This is a genomic window from Wolbachia endosymbiont of Onchocerca ochengi, assembly GCF_000306885.1.
Lineage (GTDB): Bacteria > Pseudomonadota > Alphaproteobacteria > Rickettsiales > Anaplasmataceae > Wolbachia.
Genome location: NC_018267.1, coordinates 686,087 through 706,990, shown reverse-complemented (window position 1 = coordinate 706,990; position 20,904 = coordinate 686,087). Strand labels below are relative to the sequence as shown.

The following is a 20,904-nucleotide window of genomic DNA, read 5'->3' as shown; positions in this document are numbered from 1 at the left end:
CTACTATAATAAGCTATTAATAATAAGTGGTAATGATTATGTCAATAAGTTACAATATTAACTTAACTGATAGTGCATTAAGGAAAATTTACTCTCTTATAGAACAAGAAAAAGATAAAAACTCTGTTTTACGAGTTGCAATTTCAGGTGGTGGGTGTTCTGGCTTCAAGTACAATTTTCTTATGGATCAAATAAATAAAAATCTATCTTTAGGTAATGACGATGATGATTATAACGATGAGTTTGATGATGATGACGATGATAATGATAATTATGAGGATAGCGAAGACCATAAAGAACGCTTTAAGTTTAGTGGAAAAAGTAAAGACATAGTAGTTAATGATAAAAATGGAAAACCTGTATTAATGATTGATAATTGCTCAGCAAAGTTTTTAAATAACTCAGTTATAGATTATACTGAGAATCTAAGTGGTTCCGGTTTTCAAGTAAACAATGTTCTTGCTAAGTCTAAATGTGGTTGTGGTAGTAGTTTCTCAATTTAATTACTCTACCAGAATTTAAATAACTGCTGGGTCCTTAAACATGAGTAGTGATATAGTACTAGAGCTAATTTCTATATGTAAAAGCTTCAAAAAGAGTTTTGTTATCATAGAAAATATCAACCTAAGGATTACAAAAGGGCAAGTAGTTGCATTAATTGGCAGCTCAGGATCAGGAAAAACAACTATATTGCAAATTGCAGGTTTACTAGATAAGCCAACTTCAGGTATAGTGGCAATAGGTGGAGTAAATTGCACACAAGCCAGCGATAAATATAGAACTCATATAAGAAGAAATTTTCTTAGCTTTGTTTATCAATTTCATTATTTGCTGCAAGAACTATCGGTATTAGAAAATATTATGCTTCCTCAGCTTATTGCAGGAAAAAGTAAAGCTAAAGCAATGAAAAGTGCACAAACAATATTGGAAAAATTTAGCCTAGAGAATAAAGCGAATAGTATGATATCTGAAATTTCTGGTGGAGAAAGGCAAAGAATTGCAATTGCAAGAAGCATTGTAAATTCTCCAAAGCTTTTACTTGCAGATGAACCAACAGGGAATTTAGATCTAACAAATTCTTTGAACGTGTTTTTGTTGCTACGTTCACATATAAAGGAAAATAATAGTTCTATGCTTATAGTAACACACAACCATCTCCTTGCAGAAAGGGCAGACCATATTTTACAACTAAAAAATGGCTCTTTAGTAAAATTGTAAGGAAATATAATATAGAACTATGATCTATTTGCTTTGTATTTGCTTAGCCAATGATCGTTAACAGAATATAGCTCACATGAAGTATTCTCATTACTCCTGATACACGGACTTTTTAACTTACGTGGCTTATTTAAGAGACAACCTGATACCATCAATGTAATTAAAACAAGAAATAACAATTTTCTAAACACAACAGAATCTCCTTGCTTATATTACTACACTTATTTTCCTAATTTGTAAAGATTAGATACACTCTTTTATTTTTACCTCTCTTCTTACTTTTTGGAGAGAAATAGCCGCACTATTTAAGCGTAGTTTTATATAATCATCTATGATTTGAACCACCTCCTCTTCTTTATCTCTTAAGAAATGATTAGTATTATCTATTACATGATACTCCATATGGTCACTTTTTACTGAGCTCATCAATCTTTTTGTTAGTTCCGTTACATCACTTTCTTCTGAAATTGTATCATTGCTGCTTTGTACTATGAGCCCAGGAACTGGACAGGGGGAAAGAAAAGAGAAATCATATTTAGTCGCTGGAAGAGAAAGAGCAATGAAACCTACTATTTCAGGTCGGCGCATCGTTAGCTGCATAGCTACCCATGCTCCAAAAGAAAACCCAGCAACCCAGATTGGAACATTGCTAGGATTATGTTCTTGAAGCCAATCAATCGCTACTGCAGCGTCAGTTAATTCTCCTATTCCCTTATCAAAAGTTCCAGTGGATTTTCCGACACCACGAAAGTTAATTTTCAATGCAGAAAAATTGTTATCAATAAAAGATGTATATATGCCATGTATCATTTTATTATCCATATTTCCCCCATATTGGGGATGATGATGTAAAATTAATACAACTGGTGCATTAGCGTTTTTGCTCTGGTAATACTCACCTTCTATCTTTTTTGTTGCATTATTCAAAAAAACCTCTACCACTTTTACTCCTAATAAAAACCTATTTAATAAATATATTAATTATGTATTAATCTTACTATTTTTGCAACAAGCTTTTGTTATGTTAAAGCAAATATGTATAGTTTTAATGATAAAAGAAGTCTTTACAATTCAGTGACAAATAAACCTTTAAGTTCATTTTTTTTAGAAAATAGTAATTATATATATGCTGACTATAATGCGACTTCTCCGATTAGTGATGGTGTGAGAAAAAGCATACTTGAAGTCTTGTCAAAACAGATTCTGAATCCTTCTTCATTACATAGAAAAGGACAAGAAACAAGAAAAATCCTTCAGGATGCAAGAGATGCCGTGTGTGGTATTATTGATGTTTCAAGCGACAAGGAAATAGTTTTTACATCTGGCGCAACTGAAGCAAACAACCTCGTCATGCGAGGAGTAACAGGCTTTCAGTATGTAGTTTCAGCTATAGAGCATCCTTCAATTCTTAATTCTGCACATAACCCACACATAATACCAGTTAATCAAGAAGGTATCATTGATCTTTTGGAGCTAGAAAAAATCCTAAGCAAACTTAAGGGAAATAAAGTAATAGTTTCAGTTATGATGGCTAATAATGAAACTGGAGTTGTTCAACCTATTAGGGAAATAGCTGAAATAGCTCATAAATTTGGAGCAATTTGTCACACTGATGCTGCTCAAAGTGTTGGAAAAATTAAAGTTAACATGGAAAATTTAGGAGTAGATTTACTCACTTTATCTGCTCATAAATTTGGTGGTATAGCAGGTAGTGGGGTTCTAGTATTCAATAAAAACCTTACGATAAAACCTATAATAGTAGGTGGTGGGCAAGAAAAAGGATTGCGTGGTGGTACAGAAAACGTTGTTGCAATTGCAGGTCTTTCTGCTGCATTACAAAGTGTTCCAGATCTTCTATCAAAAATGAATGAAATTAAGAAACTACGTGATCAATTAGAAAGTAAGTTATTGAATCTCGTTAGCAGCATCAAAATCTTTGGTAAAAACTCTAAAAGACTGCCAAATACAAGTTTCGTTTATATGCCAGGAGTGAAGAGTGATGTACAGCTCATGCATTTTGATTTAAATAACATTGCGGTTAGTAATGGCTCTGCATGCTCTTCTGGAAAAATTGAGCCTTCTTATGTGTTACTTGCAATGGGAGCAACAAAAGAGCAAGCAAACTGTTCAGTTAGGATCAGCATAGGTCCGCAAAATAAACCACAAGACATAAAAAAAATAGTAGATTGTTGGTACGATATCTACAAGAAGAACACCTTAAATATGTACAAGTAACTGATAGAAATAAAAAAACTACTTGATAAATTTTGCCAGCTTTCATCTCTAATAATAAAGCATCCAGTTATCTTAAATCTATGAAGATTAAAATGATAAAATATCACGCAATTTGCGTTTTATGTTTAGTTTTTATACTATATACATCTTATGTCTTAATAAAAATTTTACTTATGTAAACTGTAAAACAGTTAAAACATCATAAAACACTAAATTGCAGAATTAGATAGTAAACAACTATTCACCTCACAGAGGTTTTTGCCTTTTTTATTTAGTAAACTTCTCAAATATTTATAGCTAAAGCAATTTATGCACAAACATCTGCTTTTACACTAAACGTTGTCATTCCAGCGTGTAACAATGAAATCTAGCTTTTCATAATTATCAAAAATGTTTTGTATCTTAATATAAGATCAGCTACCTTTTATACTTACCAAAATCAGCTTGCTTGTAAGCCAGTAAACTTTCCTGAATCTCAAGTATCTGGGCATTGAGATTACATCGTAGAGGAGCACCAGAGTAATATCATAGAAGGATGTTAGATATAGATTTTAATAAGGACATAGTTGAAATTTGAGGTAAATTATTGTGAGTTTTTATTTTAAAACAAGAAGTGAAGAGACAGCACCTTTGCCTCTTCACTTCCTGACCTTAATTAAGCTACTTTCCCAGCTTTTTCTATAGCTGCCTCTACCGCAATATCTGCTAGCTTAGCTGATACATTAGCTTTTAAAGCTTTCAGATCTTGATTACTTACTGCAACTCTTAGTAAATTAGAATTACTCATACCTAACTCTGTTTTCATATCAGCAAGTTGATCTTTACCACCTACCTTAGCTACTTTCACTTTATACTCACTAGCATCATCTTTAGGATCTACATGTGCAAGTTCAACTTCAACCTTTTTACCCGCTAACAATACATGAACTGCTTTTTTATCATCTCCTGCTAATGCTTTATAGTCATTAATTGGAAGTACCAGAAATAACTGCTGAGTGTATCTACCATCTGTTTCTTGAACCTTTTTTTCAACAATTTCACCACTCTTTACTGAATCGCCAATAAGAACAGCAAAGTTTGCATCCTTACCATCTTTACCAGCTTTACCTTGAACTCCCTCCATTGCATACATTTGCTGATACGAAGAAATAGTTTTCACAGTAAAATATGCAGTAATGATAAATAAAGCTGCAATTCCAACAGGGTTGGAAACAGATGCTAAAAATGCAGGTCCAGCAATTACATTAGTAGCAACTAATACTGTTGTTATTGCCGCTGCTAAAGATGTAACTACAATTACACCTTCGATGCTTGTTTTTGTTACAGATACAGTGTTTTTCCATTTCCATACATTTGGTTTTGTAGTCATAATAACTCCCTCTAATTAAAGTTAATAAAAGTTAATTTTATACTAACGACACATGTTAGTCAAGCTTTATTTATAATAGTTTAATGATAACCAAATCTGCTTCCTAAACTATTATTATTATTATTATTACTGACCGAGATTCAATCATGTACAATTAGTGTATGATACATGGCTGGCTGAATCTTGATAAACCAATAGGAATTAGCTCTGCGCAAGCAGTAGCACAAGTTAAAAGGATATTTGGAATTAAAAAAGCTGGTCATTTAGGAACGCTTGACCCTTTAGCTTCAGGTGTATTACCAATTGCCCTTGGCGAGGCAACAAAAACTATACCGTATTTATTTTATGATTCAAAAGTATATGACTTCACAGTAAAGTGGGGTGAACAAAGAACTACAGACGATGCGGATGGTGATATTACTAAGACCAGCAATATGGAACCTAAATATGATCAAATAAATTGCGCTATCAAGAACTTTGTTGGTAAGATAGCACAGACTCCTCCTCAATTTTCAGCAGTAAAAATCAATGGAACAAGGGCGTATAAATTAGCGAGAAACGGACAAAAAGCAAATATAAGGCCTCGCTTAGTGCAAATATATGAACTGAAATTAATTTCTGTTAACACTACAAATAATAGTGCTAATTTTTCTATGATGTGTGGTAGTGGTGTATATGTAAGATCAATTGCAAGAGATCTTGGGATTGCATTAAATTGCTTTGGACATATTACAAAATTAAGAAGGACTATGGTAGGTAATTTTAGAGAAGCTGAGTCAGTGATAATTGAACAATTGACCAAAAAAGATAAAGTTATCCCTATCGGATCTATCCTAGAGTCAATGTTCAAGGTTGAAATTTCTACAGAAGAAGCAAGCAAAATTAGAAAAGGTCAAGTAATCGTATTAAATAATTTGCTCAAGTTAAAGAATTATGATACCTTTTGTGTGGTAATGGGTAATATGCCTATTGCAATTTGTAGTTTTGCGTATGGTTATGTAAAGCCTATTCGTCTTTTTAACATTTAAAATGAGGTTTGGATGTCAATAACATCTGAAAAGAAAAGGAATTTAATAAATGTATATTCAATCAAGGAAAATGATACAGGTTCGTCTTTTGTACAATGTGCAATCTTAACCGAAAGGATCAGTAACTTGACTGAACATTTTAAAGTGCACAAGCATGACCATCACTCCAAGCGTGGTTTGCTTATATTAATAGGTAGGAGACGCAAGCACTTAAATTATATAAAGCGCAAGTTTGGTGATAAAACCTACCAGGAGTTGATAGAGAAGTTAGGCATTAGAAAATAATTGAGGAATTCAGTATGTTTAAAATCATAAGAAAGTCAATAGAGTGGGGTAACCGTACCTTATCTTTGGAAACAGGGAAAATAGCACGTCAAGCTGATAGTTCAGTAGTTGTGAATTATGGTGATACTTGTATTCTAGTAACTGTCGTGCGCAAAAAGAAAGAAGAAAATATTGATTTTTTACCTCTCAACGTACAATTTATCGCAAAAAGCTATGCCATAGGTAGAATCCCAGGTGGTTTTTTAAAAAGAGAAGGTAAGCCATCTGACAGAGAAACTTTAATTTCAAGAGTAGTAGATAGAAGTATAAGGCCACTATTTCCAGAAGGTTTTCATGATGAAATCAGTGTAGTGTGTAATTTGTTAACTTATGATACCATTAACCCTCCTGAAGTACCAGCATTGATTGGTACTGTTGCAGCCCTTGCAATTTCTGGTGTTCCTTTTCACTTTATTATAGCTGGAGCTTTGATTGGCTGTGATGAAAATAACAACTATATACTCAATCCGTCTGTCCAAGAGATGAAAATAAGCAACTTAGATCTGTTTTTATCTGGTGACGAACGTTCAATTTTAATGGTCGAGTCAGAAGTAAAGGAGCTCTCTGAAGAAAATGTTCTAAGTGCAATCAAATTTGGTCACGAACACCTTCAACCTGTTATTAAGCTTATAAAGGAGTTTGCTAACACAGTTGATAGTAAACCCAAAAAGTTCACCTCTGTTGATATATCAGACATAACACAAGATCTTGAAAGGCATAGTGAGGATTTTAAAAAAGCATATTCACAAACAGCAAAACAAGAGCGAGCTCAAATTTTAGAGGTGCTTAGAAGTGATATATTAAGTCCTTTAAAGGAAGCTGGAAAGGATGAGAGACTGGTTATGCATGCAATAAAAAGCTTTGAAAGATCTTTAGTACGTGAGATAATTAAAAAGAAAGGAACAAGAATAGATGGCCGTAAACACGATGAAATACGACAAATAGAAGTTGAAGTTGATATTTTATCTAGAACTCATGGTTCTGCGTTATTTACAAGAGGTAACACTCAGGTGCTTGTTGTTACTGCTCTTGGTACTACACAGGATGAACAAATTGTAGATGATATCGAAGGTGATAGGCGTGAACATTTCATGTTGCATTACAATTTTCCTTCATTTGCTGTTGGGGAGACCTTTGCTACACGTGCACCAGGAAGGAGAGAAATCGGTCATGGTAAACTTGCTTGGAAAGCAATTCATCCTGTCTTACCTGATAAATCTGAATTCCCTTATACAATAAGAGTAGTCTCTGAAGTTATGGAATCAGATGGTTCTTCTTCCATGGCAACAGTTTGTGGAACTTCTCTTGCTTTGATGGATACAGGTGTACCAATAAAGGCTCACGTTGCTGGAATTGCTATGGGCCTCATTAAAGACAGAAACGAGTATATAGTACTTTCTGACATATTAGGTGATGAAGATTGTCTTGGTGATATGGATTTTAAAGTAGCAGGAACTAGTGAAGGAATTACGGCACTGCAAATGGACATGAAAGTTTCTGGTATAAGCTTTGAAATCATTGAAAAGTCTCTAGAACAAGCAAAAGCTGGAAGGTTACATATCTTAGAAAAAATGAATGCAGTGATTTCAGAACATAGTGATGATGTGAAAAGTCATGCACCAAGAATGACATCATTTTATATAGATAAAGATAAAATTTCTTTAGCTATTGGTGCTAAAGGAAAAAATATACGAAATGTGTGTGAAAAAAGTAATGCAAAAGTTGAAATAGGAGATGATGGCAAAGTTTCTGTGTTTGCTATGAGTAGCAATGAAGCTAAAATTGCAAAAAACATGCTAATTAATTCAATAACAGAACTAGAGCAAGGTGCCATAGTTGATGCCAAAGTCATAAAAATAGATAAGTCTATTGTAGAGCTCGAACTTCTCAATGGAAGGAAAGGTAAAATGCATATAAGTGAAGTGGCAAATCAACATATAGAATCTATTGGAGATATACTTAAACACGGTGATATTTTTAGAGCATTGGTAATTGACTTTGAAAAAGGTGGATGTCCAAAATTGTCAAGACGTCGTGTTGATCAAGAAACAGGTGAGTTTTTTGAAGGTGAACTTTATAATGAAGATAAAAAGAATGGTTCAAATGAGAGAGGCTATTATAATACTCCATTTAACAAAAAATCTGGATACCGTAAACGGCCTATCCGCTCTCGTTCTGGATTTGGTAATAGAAATAACAGGACGCAATTCGGTAATGATGACTCTTCACCTAGCTTCTATTAAAAATGTGATTCTTTCTATTATTTTATTAATAATTAGTTTACTGTTAGATAAAGGTTTCCGCAACTATGCTACAATAACAGGTTTTTAAAGTCATTTACAGTCTTTCTCATATTTTCAGTCTTAAATATTGCTGATCCAGTAACTAAGATATCTGCACCTGCCTTTACTATATCAGCTGCGTTTAAGAGGCTCACTCCACCGTCTACTGAAATTTGCGTTTTGAGATCACGCTCTTGTATCATTTTTTTTACAGTAGATATCTTGCTCAGTTGTGAATGAATAAATTTCTGTCCAGCAAATCCAGGATTGACTGTCATAACTAGCACAACATCCAGCTCATGTATTATGTACTCAAGAACACTAGGAGGAGTTGAAGGAACGATTGAAACTCCAACTTGAACTGTTTTTTTTCTACCATTTGTACTTTTATATGACTTTATTTTTCCTATCAGTTTCTCAAGATGTATCTCTGCTTCTGCATGTACAGTAATAATATCAGCACCAGCATTTATAAAGCTTTCAATATGTTTACTCGGAGATTTAATCATCAGGTGCACGTCAAAAAGAAGACTGGTATATTTACGTATTGCAGAAATAACACTTGGACCAATTGTAATATTTGGAACAAAATTTCCATCCATAACATCTATATGGATATAATCTACACCTAAGCTGTTGATTTTTTTTATCTCTTCTCCTAATTTTGCAAAGTCTGCTGAAAGTATAGAAGGTGCAATTTTGATACTCATGCTCCGTTTACTAAAAAATAAAAAATAACTTATTTTTAAAACTCTGTCACCAATTCTTGATTAATAGACTCTAAAAAAGTTAATATCACATATTATAGTGACAAGGTCTTTTAGAAACTTATTCAAACGCCATGTTTACACAAAACACCTTGACTCCATACATGTTAAGAAGCTACTTATTATATATAGTGTGCGCCCATAGCTCAGCTGGATAGAGCAACAGCCTTCTAAGCTGTGGGTCGTAGGTTCAAATCCTACTGGGCGCATTCTTTGCATCAATGCTTTCTATAGATCTCCAAGTATTCTGTGCTATATTTTCCATTAGTAATGAATGGTTTTTATTATTTCAAGGGTCAGTTAACTTTCCAATTGAGCTATTTATCATAACCTTTACTTGATGCTAAGTATAAGCATAAGGCTTGCATCACGGATTATAGGTTTTAGCAACAGAGAAATAGGTTTCTTCTCCAAGAGGAAAGCTATTAGCTTCGTCATCAGGAAAAATGCATTAACTAATAAGTATTTTCTATTAATAATATTAAGAATAAATTTTTAAGAAGTAAATCTTCAGTTAACTTATATCATAGATTTTTTATCTTGTTTATTAAAGCTAATAACATTACATACCACCTCAGCAAAGTCAATTATACATACATATCTCGGTTAAAATTTAATTCACTGGCAATTAACGGTAGATGTACTACAATAAGTAGCTAATTTTGCAAAAATTTATTTAAAACTTAATTTAGTTATTATTGCTTCTAGAAATGCTGAAATTATAGCTTTTTTTCATCTTCTAGTCTGTTTTTATTATGTTTTCGAAACTTATCATCCTTTATCCCATAGCAGAAAAATTTATAGAAAATCATGCTTTTTTGTTTTATATAATACTCACTAAGTTCGTGGCTGTGTCATATTCTTTCATACTTTCTGAAATTAATTTTTTATCAAAAAAAGTCGCCTTTAGGTGTTGATGTTTAGCCTAAATTTTTACGCAGTTTCAGGTAAGCAGTTTTCCCTGACCCTGACTACGGATAAATATTCCTATTATATACCTGACCGCTACCAAGCTTTTATGATATATTTTCCCATACATCTTGTTTTACCGAAAGTAACTATACGTTTTATCACAATTGAAACTTCTAACAGCCTAACCTTGAATTAATACAACAGTTTTTTCTAATATTCTATTACGAATTCTTGTACTACAAGATTCATTTCTACTCCCCGCGAACCTTTAATTAGAATTACATCATTATCCTGAATAATACTAGCTAAATCACTTTTCAAGTGATTAGAACTATTGAAATGCATACCTCTTATGTTTCCTGGTAGAAGCTTATCCAATTCTAACATAAATTTGCCAACCGTATAAACTTTATCCACGCTATATTCTATAATAGACTTAAGCAAATTTTTGTGAAACATTACGCTTTCACTACCAAGCTCTAACATATCACCAAGTAGTGCCACTTTCCTTTGATTAGAATATGTACCTAAAGTTCTTATTGCAGCTTCCATTGAAGTAGGACTAGCGTTATAGGAATCATCAATTAAATATACATATTTTTCATTATATTTAGCTTTATGAACACTGCCTCTACCTTTGGTTACACTAAAATTCTCAAGTGCAAGTAGTAATTTTGATAAATCAAGTCCAAGGACTTGTACAACTGCTATAACAGCCAATGCAGAATACGCAAAATGTTCACCTCTCAAGCATAAATTACAGTTTATAATTTGATCGTTATTCAGTCTAATTTTTAAAACTAATCCATGAACATCTAGATTTCCAGCGCACAACTCTGATTTATTACATAATCGTCTGATACGCTCGTTTACGATTGGACTTCCTATATTCCAGTATCTAGGCGCTGGAATGAAGACAGAAGATTCATTATTTTCTATTATATCTAGTAAACAAACTGTAGCATTTTTATCTTTACCGAAGCTTACTATATTTCTATTAGCATGTGATAAAAGATAATTATAATATTTACTATCTTTGTTCAAAACTAAAGTGCCTTTAGTTTTCATACCATGCAGAACTTCCAATTTTGCTTGAGCAATATCAAATAGCGACGAAAAATTCTCAACATGCGCAGGTTCCACATTAGTAATAATTGCAATATCAGGATTACTAATCTTCGATAACTTCTTTATTTCACCAACTTTATTCATTGCCATTTCAAGAATTAAGTACTGGCAATTTTCTGGAGCTCTTAAAACTGTTAGGGGTAGTCCTATATTATTGTTTAAATTACCTTCTGTTACATAAGATACTCCATATTGCGATAGAACGATATGTAACATGTCCTTTGTAGTAGTTTTCCCAATACTGCCTGTAATCGCAATAATCTTAGCATTAGCAAGAACGTTTCTAACGTAATACGATGCCATGTCGTGCAAAGCTTTAAAGGTATCTTGCACAATAATCAAAGGAAAATTCTTATATTTATTCTTGCTTACTATTGCAACTGTTGCTCCTTTTAAAAAGGCATCATGTAGAAAATCGTGTCCATCAAAATTTTTCCCCTTGAGAGCAATAAATATATCACCTTTTTTTATACTTCTTGTATCTATTGAAATATTTGAGCTATGCATCCAATTACAACTACTCTCCTCTCTTCCATTAGTAGCATCGATAATATTGCTTGCATTCCACTTGAACATAATTTTACGTTAAAAGTAAATTAAACAATAAAAATAGCTAAGATGCTAAATATTTTTTAGCATGTGTATAAATAATGATTGCAATCCCTATAATTTCACCTTACTCTAAATATAGGAGTTTAAGTGTTTTTATCTATAGTTAAAGTGTGTTATAACATTTAGTTGTAAAAAATGCTTTAGGAATATATATGGTAGAATCAATCTGGAATAAAGTAGGCAAGTTAGTTAAAAAAGCAATAAAAATTATAAAAAACATGTCTATTCTTCCGCTTAAAGTGCTTATTTACCCTATGAAGAAGCCAAGTGCCTCAATGAATGAAATGCAACATGATGCTAAAGTTTCATTAAAGAAAACTGCTGGTGTAAATGTACCTAAAGAAGAAAAGAAATATAGACCGTCTATAGGAACCACGGAAGCTAGTAAGAACCTTGGTGTACAAGTAATAAAACAAGGGAAAGGGTTAGTAATTTTTCTTGCTTCAAGGACTTTGATTGGAGATATATCCTGTTTAACTGAAAAACAGCTAAATAAAATAGAAGAGATAAACAGTAGATACTCAAGCGTGCATATGGATAAAGAAAACAATAGAATTATGATTACAGTCGATGTTGAGGAAATCATCAGTAGTATTAGAAGTAATTCTAAATACAGGGAAAAGAGCCAAGGGGAAGTAAAACAGCTTGTTATTGATAAAATCTACGATGAAGCTGATCGTACTCTCAAAGGCATGGCAAGAGTCGCTGGTGGAGAGTTTGTAACTCACACAGACAAGAAATTACTATATGGTATTGGGGAAATGTTATATCAAAAAAGTAATAAATGGTTATCAAAAGCTATAAGCTATACAGAAAAGTCACCACGACAATCATTAGAAGTTATTGCAAATATAGATTTTAATATCACTGATCCTAACAATTTTCCTTATGGTAAGAAGGAAGGCATGTTTCCTATAAAATTACCACAAAGTATCGGAAAACAAGCAAGAAAATTTGGAATTAAAAGAGTTGAAAGTAATCTTTCGAATCTTGAAGGTGTTTCTTCTAGTAAGATAAGAGAACCATCTTTTATATTTAATAAGGAAAAAGAAGGAAAAGGCCGTTCTTAAAATATGAACAACAAAGGTTATGATAGCAATAATATTTTTGCCAAAATATTAAGGGGTGAGTTACCTTGCGAGAAAGTGTATGAAGATGAGGGTGTATTAGCATTTTATGATAAGTATCCTGATGCACCAGTTCATATTTTAGTCGTACCAAAAAATCAATATATTTCATACGATGACTTCATACTAAAAGCTTCTGCAGAGGAGATAGTATGGTTCTTTAAAATTGTAAGAAAGGTAACATACAAATATAATTTAGAAAAAACAGGATACAGGTTAGTTACTAACTACGGTGAAAATGGAGAGCAAGTTGTGCCACATTTTCATGTACATATTTTAGGTGGTAAGAGACTAGGGAAGCATGTAAATTTATAGTGTTGCTTTTTCTATATGTTTTGTTAAATGAGTGAATATTTAACTATAGTAATTTTTATTTGTGTGTCAATGGTAGTATCCCTTGCCTTAGGTGTATTACCTATATTTCTTGCCGTAAGCAATCCGGATAGTGAAAAGCTTTCTACATATGAGTGTGGTTTCAATCCTTTATCAAGAACAAGAAAAATTTTTAACATCAAATTTTACTTAGTTTCAATATTATTTATAATATTTGATTTAGAAGTTATCTTTCTTTTCCCCTGGGCTGTTTCCCTATCCAAAATAAGTTATTGTGGATTTTGGTCTATGATGATATTTCTTTCAATTCTTACTGTAGGCTTTATCTATGAGTGGTGTAAAGGCGTATTAGAATGGGAGTAAGTTTATGAAAAGTCAAATTTTATCTAATAACTATTATAGTTCTTATAAAAAAGAAGGATTTCTTATTACTAAATTTGGTAATTTAGTAGATTATGTAATTAATTGGGCAAGATCTGGTTCATTATGGCCGATGACATTTGGTCTTGCATGCTGTGCAGTGGAAATGATGCACACTGCATCCAGCCGTTACGATCTTGATAGATACGGCATAATGTTTCGTGCAAGTCCAAGACAAGCGGACGTTATGATTGTTGCTGGAACATTAACCAATAAAATGGCAGCAGCATTGCGCAAAGTATATGATCAAATGGCAGATCCAAAATACGTTGTTTCTATGGGAAGTTGTGCAAATGGTGGTGGGTATTATCACTACTCTTATTCAGTGGTTCGTGGTTGTGATAAAATTGTGCCAGTTGATATATACGTTCCTGGATGCCCACCAACCGCTGAGGCGCTGCTATATGGAATGCTATGCCTACAAAACAAAATAAAAAGAACCCAGAATATATAGAATGAATAAAACTGCAAAATATATACAAAAAAAGACCAAATGTAAATGTATTCAACAAGATGATGGTACTATTATAATATATTCAGCCTTAGACGATATTGAGAATCACTTGCTTTTCTTGCGTGATGATGAAAAATGCAGATTTGAATTATTAATTGATATTTTCGGAGTTGACTATCCAGACAGAGAAAAGCGTTTTGAATTAATATATAACTTACTTAGTGTCGTATACAATATCAGGTTACATATAAAACTTCAATTAGATGAGAGTGACACTCCTCCAAGTATAGCACAGATATTTAGCACAGCTTCTTGGTTTGAGCGTGAAGTGTTCGATATGTATGGAGTAGAATTCTCTGATCATCCTGATTTGCGTAGGATTCTAACGGATTATGGATTTAAAGGTCACCCTATGTTAAAAGATTTCCCTCTTACTGGTTACGAAGAAGTGAAGTATGATATAGAAGCAAAAAAGGTTGTATATAATCCTATAGATTTACCGCAAGATTTTCGTATACTTAATAGCTTATCTCCTTGGGAAGGCAAAGCCGCAAAAACAGATACAAAAGAATAGAAAATGGCAACACAAAGAAAAAAAATATCTCTGATCGGTGCAGGAAATATTGGAGGAACTCTTGCTCATATGATTGCACTCAGAGAGCTTGGCAATGTTGTTCTATTTGATATTAGTGATGGAGTACCACAAGGTAAAGCGCTAGATATTGCAGAGTCATCTCCTATTGACAGGCTTAATGTCAGCATTATCGGTACAAATAGGTACGAAGATATAAAAAACTCCGATGCGATTATAATAACTGCTGGCGTTGCAAGAAAACCTGGAATGAACAGAGATGATCTTCTCCAACCTAACGCTAAAGTAATGAAAGAGGCTGGTGAAAACATTAAAAAATATTCTCCAAATGCGTTTGTAATAGTGGTTACTAACCCTTTGGATGCCATGGTTTCAGTGGTGCACAAGTATTCTGGCCTTTCAACTAATATGATTGTCGGAATGGCAGGAGTGCTTGATTCTGCCCGTTTTTGTTATTTTCTTGCAAGAGAACTAGATATTTCCATTGAGGATGTATCTGCTTTTGTGCTTGGAGGACATGGTGACACTATGGTACCTCTAATCAATTGCGCTTCAGTTGCTGGTATTCCTCTTACCCAAATTATCGATATGGGCCTCATTACACAGGAAAAAGTTGATGAAATAGTTAAACGCACTCGCAATGGCGGCAAAGAAATAGTCGATTTACTTAAGTCTGGATCCGCGTATTACTCTGCTGCATCTTCAGTTATATGCATGCTAGAATCATATCTAAAAGATAGAAGACGTATATTACCATGTGCTGCCTATCTTAATGGTGAATATGGTGCAGAGGGCTTATTTGTTGGTGTTCCTATAATTATTGGAAAAAATGGGATCGAAAAAGTCTTAGAAATTAAGATGAACAGTAATGAACAAGAAATGTTCAATAAATCTGTGAATGCAATAAAAGAACTGATGAAATCTTTAGCTTCGTAAGCAGATCAATAATTTATAGATTTTTCTTCTCAGGGTTAAGTTTCACAAACAGCCTAGAAAAGTTATTTGTAGTTATTTCTGCTACTTTATTAGGTGATTCATTCCATAACTCCGCTAGACAATTTATAATATATTTTATCATTGCTGGCTCATTTTTTTTCCCTCTATAAGGCTCAGGTGACAAATATGGAGCATCAGTTTCAACTAAAACAAGTCCACGTAGCACATTTTGTGCAATTTTTCTGAGTGAATTAGCACTTTTAAAAGTAATAATTCCAGAAAATGAAATGTACAATCCCAAATCCATAGCTTGGTAAGCAAGCTCCTTAGAGGAAGCAAAACAGTGCACTACTCCACTAAAAGCACCAATTTTCATTTCTGATTTTAACATATCAATCATCTCACAATCAGCATTTCTAGTATGAATAACTAAAGGTAACCCTGTTATCCTTGCCGCCTCTATGTGCGATGCAAAGCTTTTTCTCTGATTATTTTTATTATCAAGCTCATAAAAATCTAACCCAGTTTCACCGATGCTAATTATCTTTTGATTCTTAGCAAATTCAACTAATTCATCAACATGTATAAATTCGCCGTTCCCTACAGTAGCATCAAGCGGATGTACACCAACAGAGGAGTAAATCTGATTATAGGATAAGGAAATTTTTAGTAGTTTAGGAATATCATCAATGCTGGTACATATGTTATGTAAAATTTTTACACCACTTTGCTTTGCCCTTGAAATCACTTTTGGTATTTCATTATCTTGGAAATAAATCAAATGGCAATGAGAATCTATTATCACGAGTGCATATAAATGTTACTCAATAATAGGGATTTTTATTTGAAAAGAAAACTCTTCTATTACAGTTTTATAAACTTCTTTTTTAAAAGGTATAACATTGGCTACTAAATCATCCACATTTTGCCAATACCACTCTTTAAACTCTGAATGATCAGTATAGTTAATATTAATATCCTTATCTTCTCCATAAAATTTCATTAAAAACCATTTTTGCTTTTGACCGAAATATCTTCCGTCCCAACAAATTGGTATGAATTTCTCAGGCAAATTATAATATATCCAACCCTTATTTTTAGCTACAATCTTTACTTTATCAGTACCAACCTCTTCTAGCAACTCACGCAATGCTGCCTGCTCTAACTCTTCACCATCATTAATCCCTCCTTGTGGCATCTGCCAGTAAAAGTCACTTTCAAAGCGTTTTCCGACAAAAACGTGCCCTTGTTTATTCAATAGCATTATACCAACACAAGAACGATACCTATCTTTCTGCTTAATCACGAGTATGCTTTATTAAATAATTTATTATAATCTTAACTAACTTAGTTATATTATTAAATTTTTCAATAATTCTTTTTAAAACTTCCTTTGCACTCAAATTCGAATTATCAATTTTAAGTGAACCTTCAGGCATAAATAACCTTTTTTCTTTAATCATTTTTATAGCAAAACCTGAACCCAATGATTTTATTTACCTTATACTCCTCTTTTAGTTCAACACACTTTATTAGTCCTTTATTACTGCGATGTAATACTACAGAAAAAATTTCTATACCCATTTCTACCTAAATTTACCATTAAGCTGTATATTTTCTGGCTATAGGGGAATCAGCATCTATCAGCTCATTTACAAATATATATAGTACTTTGGTTTTATATGATATTTCAACAGTATCACTAATATATCTTCTTCAGCTGTAAAAATTTACCATAAGTTATCAAAAACTTCAACACTTAGTAATTTAGCAATCTCAAATTCAATGTTATTAGACGAGTTATTACATAATATCGCTGAATCAGTAATCTTACACAGTTCTTTTATAGTAAGCTTATCACTACTGAAAAGCCAATTAAATAAGAGCCTAGCTTATAATAAACACAATGTTAGAGAAACTACCTTTATAATATATATAAAAGTATATGTATTGTATATACTATTACATCAAAATAGTTCATTTTTAGGAATTTTAGTGTATTATCGTAGGTAAATATATAATTTTGAGGTAGATAAATAATATAATGAATAATAGTATATCCAGTGATACAGAATCAATAAAGAATACAATTGTAAGTGTCATAAGTCAGAATAAAGGTCATGATATAACTACTCTTAATGTACAAAATAAAACTGTTATTGCAAAATATATGATTATTGCATCTGGAAACTCAAACTACCACGTTAAAGCATTAGCTGAGCACATAATAAGAAGCCTCAAACCACATGATAAAATAGACGTAGAAGGTATGAATAAAGGTAATTGGGTAGTTGTAAATTTTCAAGATATAATGGTTCATATATTCAAGCCAGAAGTAAGAGAATACTATAAAATAGAAGAGTTATGGAATTAATTGAGTAAGCATCTAAGTAGTTAATGTACAACTATATAAGTATAGTATCTTTACGGTTAACTCCCCAAGAAGAGAGTTTGTCACCTCAGCGCCTTGATACAGAAAGCTTAGTTATAGATGAACATATTATATAACTTTTTTGATAAAATTGTATGAGAAACTGGATTTTAGCATCACATATTGGGATGACACCATTATCAATGACTCTAATAATAATGTTCACATATAAAGAATAGTACACTAGGAAAATTATGGAGCACAAATCAGAATTCTTAGATTTTATCCGAGAGAGAGGATATTTATACCAATGTACAAACATTGAAGGGTTAGATCAACTATTATCGCAGAATAATTACATAGTCGCATATATTGGGTTTGATTGCACAGCACCTAGTTTACATGTTGGTCATCTAATTCAAGTTATGATGCTGCGTCACTTACAAAAATTTAGTTATAAGCCGATAATTTTGCTTGGGGGTGGCACAACAAAAATTGGCGATCCATCTTTTAAAGACAAGAAGAGAAGCATCTTACCCATAGAGAACATTAAGCAAAATACATCTGATATAAGAAAGATATTAGAAAAAATGGTGTCTTTTAACGACAGCAAGACTGGTGCAGTGATCGTAAATAACGCAGATTGGTTAGATAGCATAAAGTACATAGACTTTTTATGTGACATAGGAGCATATTTTTCTGTAAATCGTATGCTAAATTTTGACAGTATAAGAATTAGGCTTGATAAAGAGCAAAATCTAAGTTTTTCAGAGTTTAATTACATGCTACTGCAAGCCTATGATTTTGTTGAATTGAATAAAAAATACAACTGTCGTCTGCAGATTGGGGGATCGGATCAGTGGGGAAATATAGTAAATGGAATTGAACTTGGCAAAAAATTAAACCTACCTGAGTTGTTTGGTCTTACCACTCCTCTTCTACTAAATTCTCAAGGAGTAAAAATGGGCAAAACAAAAAGTGGAGCAGTATGGCTTGATGATAATATGCTAAAACCTTATGACTATTGGCAATATTTTCGCAATGTTGATGATCAAGATATAGGACGTTTTTTGAGATTGCTCACTGATATACCAATTGATGAGATTAAAAAATTAGAATCTTTGAAGGGTAAGGAAATAAACGAAGCAAAAAAAGTTTTGGCAACGGAAGCTGTAAAAATATGCCATGGTGAAAAAGAAGCAGAACTTGCACAATATGCTTCAGTCTCTGCCTTTGAAAATGGAAACAGTTCACTACTTTCTGAATATACCATAACAAAAGAACAGGTTGCAAATGGCATATCCTTAGTAGATCTACTGAACAACACCAGTCTTGAACCTTCAAAAGGTGCTGCAAAGCGTTTAATACAGGGCAATGGATGCAAAATTAATGACCATACTATTAATGATATTAACTATATGATAAATTCTGAAAACTTCAAAAGTCAGTCATTCATTAAACTATCCGCAGGAAGGAAACGTCATATTAAGATTATAGTAAATAAAGTTAAAAAATAAATTTCATACAAATGAGAAATTATGTATAAAAACAACTGAGAGAATACTAGAAAGTAAAATTTGTTATGCATAACTCCAAGCAAAAATGCGAGAGTCAATGTTTTTGTATTAATCAAGTAGGATATTTAGCTCATGCAGAAAAAAATTTCAGAGTTATTTGGTATATAACTTCAGGCTATTTTGCTGAGCATACAAAAAATATATTTAAACTCAGTAAACTATAGGAGAAAGCGGTTATTTCTAAAATGGAAATAACTGTGCTTTTAATGGTAAAAGTTATCTTACACAATTTTGCAATTTAGATACAATTTCATCTGTTAGTGATAAAGTAAATTCCCAGAAAGCAAAAACATTAGAGTATGTTCTACAAAAGTTTTGAAGAGGTGCATCATTAAAAGGTTCGCATTAGATAGCAAACTACTGAAGAGCGGTAACAAGTTCGATGGATATTATTTTAATGAGCTAACTAAAAAGATTGGAGAAGTGCAAGCTTCATAGTATAGATTTTATAAAAATTACAGATATTTATGCCAAATGCTTCTGCCAATTGCAGTTTGACTTCAGAAATAACAAAACAGTTCTACTCAAAAGTATAAAATAAATTATATTGAATGATTAATAAGTTAGCCATTAAAGCTAATATATTCAAAAGTTAGTCATGAAAAGCCATTTGTAGATTTTACTACATGAACTCCTAACGGCAAGATTTTAAAAAATGGCGTAAATATTTTTTAAAATTATTTAACTGAAGTGGAATTAAGTTAAACTATATTATTTAGATATATCTAAACTGTGCTAAGCTATAAACAAAAAGACAAGCGTTAAAAAAATATGAATGTAAAACCTGGTTGTCAAGTTGAACGCATTTTTACTATTTAATGACTAAAAATTACTCAAAGAGCCAGAAGAATCAATGTTAAAGTCACTAAAATTCTAGCTAAAAAGAAATCTACAAGATACCGGATCATTCAAAGATCAGCTGATAAATCCGACTTTAGAAACTAATTAAAAGCAAACAAAGACAAAACTGACAACAAAAAGAAATGGCCATGTTGAAGTCGTGGCAGATTAGCTTTTGAAGCGAAAGGCAAACTTTCTCTCTACTTTTTCTGGGTAAGATCAAGTATAGGTACACCAGCGTTTCAGTTATCTGAGTACTAAAACACCAACGTCAAGTTAGTGAATTTGAAGTTATTTATTTCTTAAGAAATAGAAAAACCTTATATTACAGCTACTAAAACTAGAAAAGTCAAACATTGCCTCTGGGAGATCTAAAATA

General features: G+C 32.4%; 21 protein-coding genes and 1 tRNA gene. 15 read left to right on the top strand and 7 right to left on the bottom strand.

The window, feature by feature from the left end:
• The first annotated feature begins 38 nt into the window (after nucleotides 1-38).
• Together WOO_RS02645 and WOO_RS02640 are read left to right on the top strand one after the other, a co-directional pair.
• Nucleotides 39-503 (top strand): HesB/IscA family protein, encoded by a 465-nt coding sequence (locus tag WOO_RS02645; RefSeq protein ID WP_044135500.1) that lies wholly within the window; start codon nucleotides 39-41, stop codon nucleotides 501-503.
• Nucleotides 504-543: 40 nt separating this feature from the next.
• Nucleotides 544-1,218 carry an ABC transporter ATP-binding protein gene (locus WOO_RS02640; protein WP_014869133.1) on the top strand — a complete coding sequence of 225 codons (675 nt, stop codon included), beginning with the start codon at nucleotides 544-546 and terminating at the stop codon, nucleotides 1,216-1,218.
• 243 nt (nucleotides 1,219-1,461) lie between these two features.
• Here the strand turns inward: WOO_RS02640 and WOO_RS02635 are convergent, their stop codons facing one another.
• Nucleotides 1,462-2,160 (bottom strand): alpha/beta hydrolase, encoded by a 699-nt coding sequence (locus WOO_RS02635; protein WP_014869131.1) that lies wholly within the window; start codon nucleotides 2,158-2,160, stop codon nucleotides 1,462-1,464.
• Between the two features lie 93 nt (nucleotides 2,161-2,253).
• Between WOO_RS02635 and WOO_RS02630 the strand changes: the two genes are divergently transcribed.
• Nucleotides 2,254-3,453: a cysteine desulfurase family protein gene (locus tag WOO_RS02630; RefSeq protein WP_014869130.1), complete on the top strand. Its 1,200-nt coding sequence runs from the start codon at nucleotides 2,254-2,256 to the stop codon at nucleotides 3,451-3,453.
• 655 nt (nucleotides 3,454-4,108) lie between these two features.
• Here the strand turns inward: WOO_RS02630 and WOO_RS02625 are convergent.
• On the bottom strand, nucleotides 4,109-4,822 hold the full coding sequence (locus WOO_RS02625; RefSeq protein WP_014869129.1) for a hypothetical protein: 714 nt from the start codon (nucleotides 4,820-4,822) through the stop codon (nucleotides 4,109-4,111).
• A 164-nt stretch (nucleotides 4,823-4,986) separates the two neighbouring features.
• Between WOO_RS02625 and truB the strand changes: the two genes are divergently transcribed.
• From truB to pnp, 3 genes are read left to right on the top strand one after another with little or no spacing between them, the layout of a single operon-like run.
• A complete protein-coding gene (truB, locus tag WOO_RS02620) occupies nucleotides 4,987-5,850 on the top strand; it encodes a tRNA pseudouridine(55) synthase TruB (RefSeq protein WP_044135498.1) in 864 nt (287 codons plus the stop codon).
• Nucleotides 5,851-5,862: 12 nt separating this feature from the next.
• The gene (rpsO, locus tag WOO_RS02615; protein WP_014869127.1) at nucleotides 5,863-6,135 is read left to right on the top strand and encodes a 30S ribosomal protein S15; all 273 of its coding nucleotides are present in this window, start codon (nucleotides 5,863-5,865) and stop codon (nucleotides 6,133-6,135) included.
• Between the two features lie 14 nt (nucleotides 6,136-6,149).
• Nucleotides 6,150-8,417, top strand: a complete 2,268-nt coding sequence (pnp, locus tag WOO_RS02610) for a polyribonucleotide nucleotidyltransferase (protein WP_014869126.1) — start codon at nucleotides 6,150-6,152, stop codon at nucleotides 8,415-8,417.
• 68 nt (nucleotides 8,418-8,485) lie between these two features.
• Here the strand turns inward: pnp and rpe are convergent, their stop codons facing one another.
• A complete protein-coding gene (rpe, locus tag WOO_RS02605) occupies nucleotides 8,486-9,166 on the bottom strand; it encodes a ribulose-phosphate 3-epimerase (RefSeq protein WP_014869125.1) in 681 nt (226 codons plus the stop codon).
• A gap of 192 nt (nucleotides 9,167-9,358) precedes the next feature.
• On the opposite strand from rpe, the gene WOO_RS02600 reads away from it, so the two are divergent.
• A tRNA-Arg gene (locus tag WOO_RS02600) sits at nucleotides 9,359-9,432 on the top strand.
• A 913-nt stretch (nucleotides 9,433-10,345) separates the two neighbouring features.
• Here WOO_RS02600 and WOO_RS02595 read toward each other — a convergent pair.
• Entirely contained in the window at nucleotides 10,346-11,839 is a 1,494-nt protein-coding gene (locus tag WOO_RS02595; protein ID WP_014869124.1) for a UDP-N-acetylmuramoyl-tripeptide--D-alanyl-D-alanine ligase, read from the bottom strand.
• Nucleotides 11,840-12,027: 188 nt separating this feature from the next.
• On the opposite strand from WOO_RS02595, the gene WOO_RS02590 reads away from it, so the two are divergent.
• Genes WOO_RS02590 through mdh form a run of 6 tightly spaced genes read left to right on the top strand, consistent with a single transcriptional unit; the run spans nucleotide 12,028 to nucleotide 15,737 of the window.
• A complete protein-coding gene (locus WOO_RS02590; protein ID WP_014869123.1) occupies nucleotides 12,028-12,945 on the top strand; it encodes a hypothetical protein in 918 nt (305 codons plus the stop codon).
• A 3-nt stretch (nucleotides 12,946-12,948) separates the two neighbouring features.
• Entirely contained in the window at nucleotides 12,949-13,317 is a 369-nt protein-coding gene (locus WOO_RS02585) for an HIT domain-containing protein (RefSeq protein ID WP_014869122.1), read from the top strand.
• Between the two features lie 27 nt (nucleotides 13,318-13,344).
• Nucleotides 13,345-13,698 (top strand): NADH-quinone oxidoreductase subunit A, encoded by a 354-nt coding sequence (gene ndhC / locus WOO_RS02580; RefSeq protein WP_014869121.1) that lies wholly within the window; start codon nucleotides 13,345-13,347, stop codon nucleotides 13,696-13,698.
• A gap of 4 nt (nucleotides 13,699-13,702) precedes the next feature.
• A complete protein-coding gene (locus tag WOO_RS02575; protein WP_014869120.1) occupies nucleotides 13,703-14,209 on the top strand; it encodes a NuoB/complex I 20 kDa subunit family protein in 507 nt (168 codons plus the stop codon).
• Nucleotide 14,210: 1 nt separating this feature from the next.
• Complete coding sequence (locus WOO_RS02570; protein ID WP_014869119.1) at nucleotides 14,211-14,783, top strand: NADH-quinone oxidoreductase subunit C; 573 nt, start codon at nucleotides 14,211-14,213, stop codon at nucleotides 14,781-14,783.
• Between the two features lie 3 nt (nucleotides 14,784-14,786).
• A complete protein-coding gene (gene mdh / locus WOO_RS02565; RefSeq protein ID WP_014869118.1) occupies nucleotides 14,787-15,737 on the top strand; it encodes a malate dehydrogenase in 951 nt (316 codons plus the stop codon).
• Nucleotides 15,738-15,750: 13 nt separating this feature from the next.
• On the opposite strand, the gene WOO_RS02560 is transcribed toward mdh, so the two are convergent.
• From WOO_RS02560 to WOO_RS04280, 3 genes are all read right to left on the bottom strand, one after another.
• Nucleotides 15,751-16,542: a TatD family hydrolase gene (locus WOO_RS02560; protein ID WP_014869117.1), complete on the bottom strand. Its 792-nt coding sequence runs from the start codon at nucleotides 16,540-16,542 to the stop codon at nucleotides 15,751-15,753.
• A gap of 15 nt (nucleotides 16,543-16,557) precedes the next feature.
• On the bottom strand, nucleotides 16,558-17,043 hold the full coding sequence (locus WOO_RS02555; RefSeq protein WP_014869116.1) for an RNA pyrophosphohydrolase: 486 nt from the start codon (nucleotides 17,041-17,043) through the stop codon (nucleotides 16,558-16,560).
• A gap of 149 nt (nucleotides 17,044-17,192) precedes the next feature.
• Entirely contained in the window at nucleotides 17,193-17,321 is a 129-nt protein-coding gene (locus WOO_RS04280) for a hypothetical protein (RefSeq protein WP_255325496.1), read from the bottom strand.
• A gap of 472 nt (nucleotides 17,322-17,793) precedes the next feature.
• On the opposite strand from WOO_RS04280, the gene rsfS reads away from it, so the two are divergent.
• Together rsfS and tyrS are read left to right on the top strand one after the other, a co-directional pair.
• Nucleotides 17,794-18,111, top strand: a complete 318-nt coding sequence (gene rsfS, locus WOO_RS02545) for a ribosome silencing factor (RefSeq protein ID WP_044135495.1) — start codon at nucleotides 17,794-17,796, stop codon at nucleotides 18,109-18,111.
• A gap of 251 nt (nucleotides 18,112-18,362) precedes the next feature.
• Nucleotides 18,363-19,625 (top strand): tyrosine--tRNA ligase, encoded by a 1,263-nt coding sequence (tyrS, locus tag WOO_RS02540; RefSeq protein WP_014869114.1) that lies wholly within the window; start codon nucleotides 18,363-18,365, stop codon nucleotides 19,623-19,625.
• Nucleotides 19,626-20,904 lie beyond the last annotated feature (1,279 nt).

Excerpts from the sequence above, each read along its gene's own strand:
- WOO_RS02590 (WP_014869123.1), top strand. The coding sequence starts at position 12,028 with ATGGTAGAATCAATCTGGAATAAAGTAGGCAAGTTAGTTAAAAAAGCA.
- WOO_RS04280 (WP_255325496.1), bottom strand. The coding sequence starts at position 17,321 with ATGGGTATAGAAATTTTTTCTGTAGTATTACATCGCAGTAATAAAGGA.
- WOO_RS02575 (WP_014869120.1), top strand. The coding sequence starts at position 13,703 with ATGAAAAGTCAAATTTTATCTAATAACTATTATAGTTCTTATAAAAAA.
- mdh (WP_014869118.1), top strand. The coding sequence starts at position 14,787 with ATGGCAACACAAAGAAAAAAAATATCTCTGATCGGTGCAGGAAATATT.
- WOO_RS02630 (WP_014869130.1), top strand. The coding sequence starts at position 2,254 with ATGTATAGTTTTAATGATAAAAGAAGTCTTTACAATTCAGTGACAAAT.
- WOO_RS02595 (WP_014869124.1), bottom strand. The coding sequence starts at position 11,839 with ATGTTCAAGTGGAATGCAAGCAATATTATCGATGCTACTAATGGAAGA.
- WOO_RS02645 (WP_044135500.1), top strand. The coding sequence starts at position 39 with ATGTCAATAAGTTACAATATTAACTTAACTGATAGTGCATTAAGGAAA.
- rpsO (WP_014869127.1), top strand. The coding sequence starts at position 5,863 with ATGTCAATAACATCTGAAAAGAAAAGGAATTTAATAAATGTATATTCA.
- ndhC (WP_014869121.1), top strand. The coding sequence starts at position 13,345 with ATGAGTGAATATTTAACTATAGTAATTTTTATTTGTGTGTCAATGGTA.
- WOO_RS02625 (WP_014869129.1), bottom strand. The coding sequence starts at position 4,822 with ATGACTACAAAACCAAATGTATGGAAATGGAAAAACACTGTATCTGTA.
- WOO_RS02570 (WP_014869119.1), top strand. The coding sequence starts at position 14,211 with ATGAATAAAACTGCAAAATATATACAAAAAAAGACCAAATGTAAATGT.
- tyrS (WP_014869114.1), top strand. The coding sequence starts at position 18,363 with ATGGAGCACAAATCAGAATTCTTAGATTTTATCCGAGAGAGAGGATAT.
- rpe (WP_014869125.1), bottom strand. The coding sequence starts at position 9,166 with ATGAGTATCAAAATTGCACCTTCTATACTTTCAGCAGACTTTGCAAAA.
- WOO_RS02585 (WP_014869122.1), top strand. The coding sequence starts at position 12,949 with ATGAACAACAAAGGTTATGATAGCAATAATATTTTTGCCAAAATATTA.
- pnp (WP_014869126.1), top strand. The coding sequence starts at position 6,150 with ATGTTTAAAATCATAAGAAAGTCAATAGAGTGGGGTAACCGTACCTTA.
- WOO_RS02640 (WP_014869133.1), top strand. The coding sequence starts at position 544 with ATGAGTAGTGATATAGTACTAGAGCTAATTTCTATATGTAAAAGCTTC.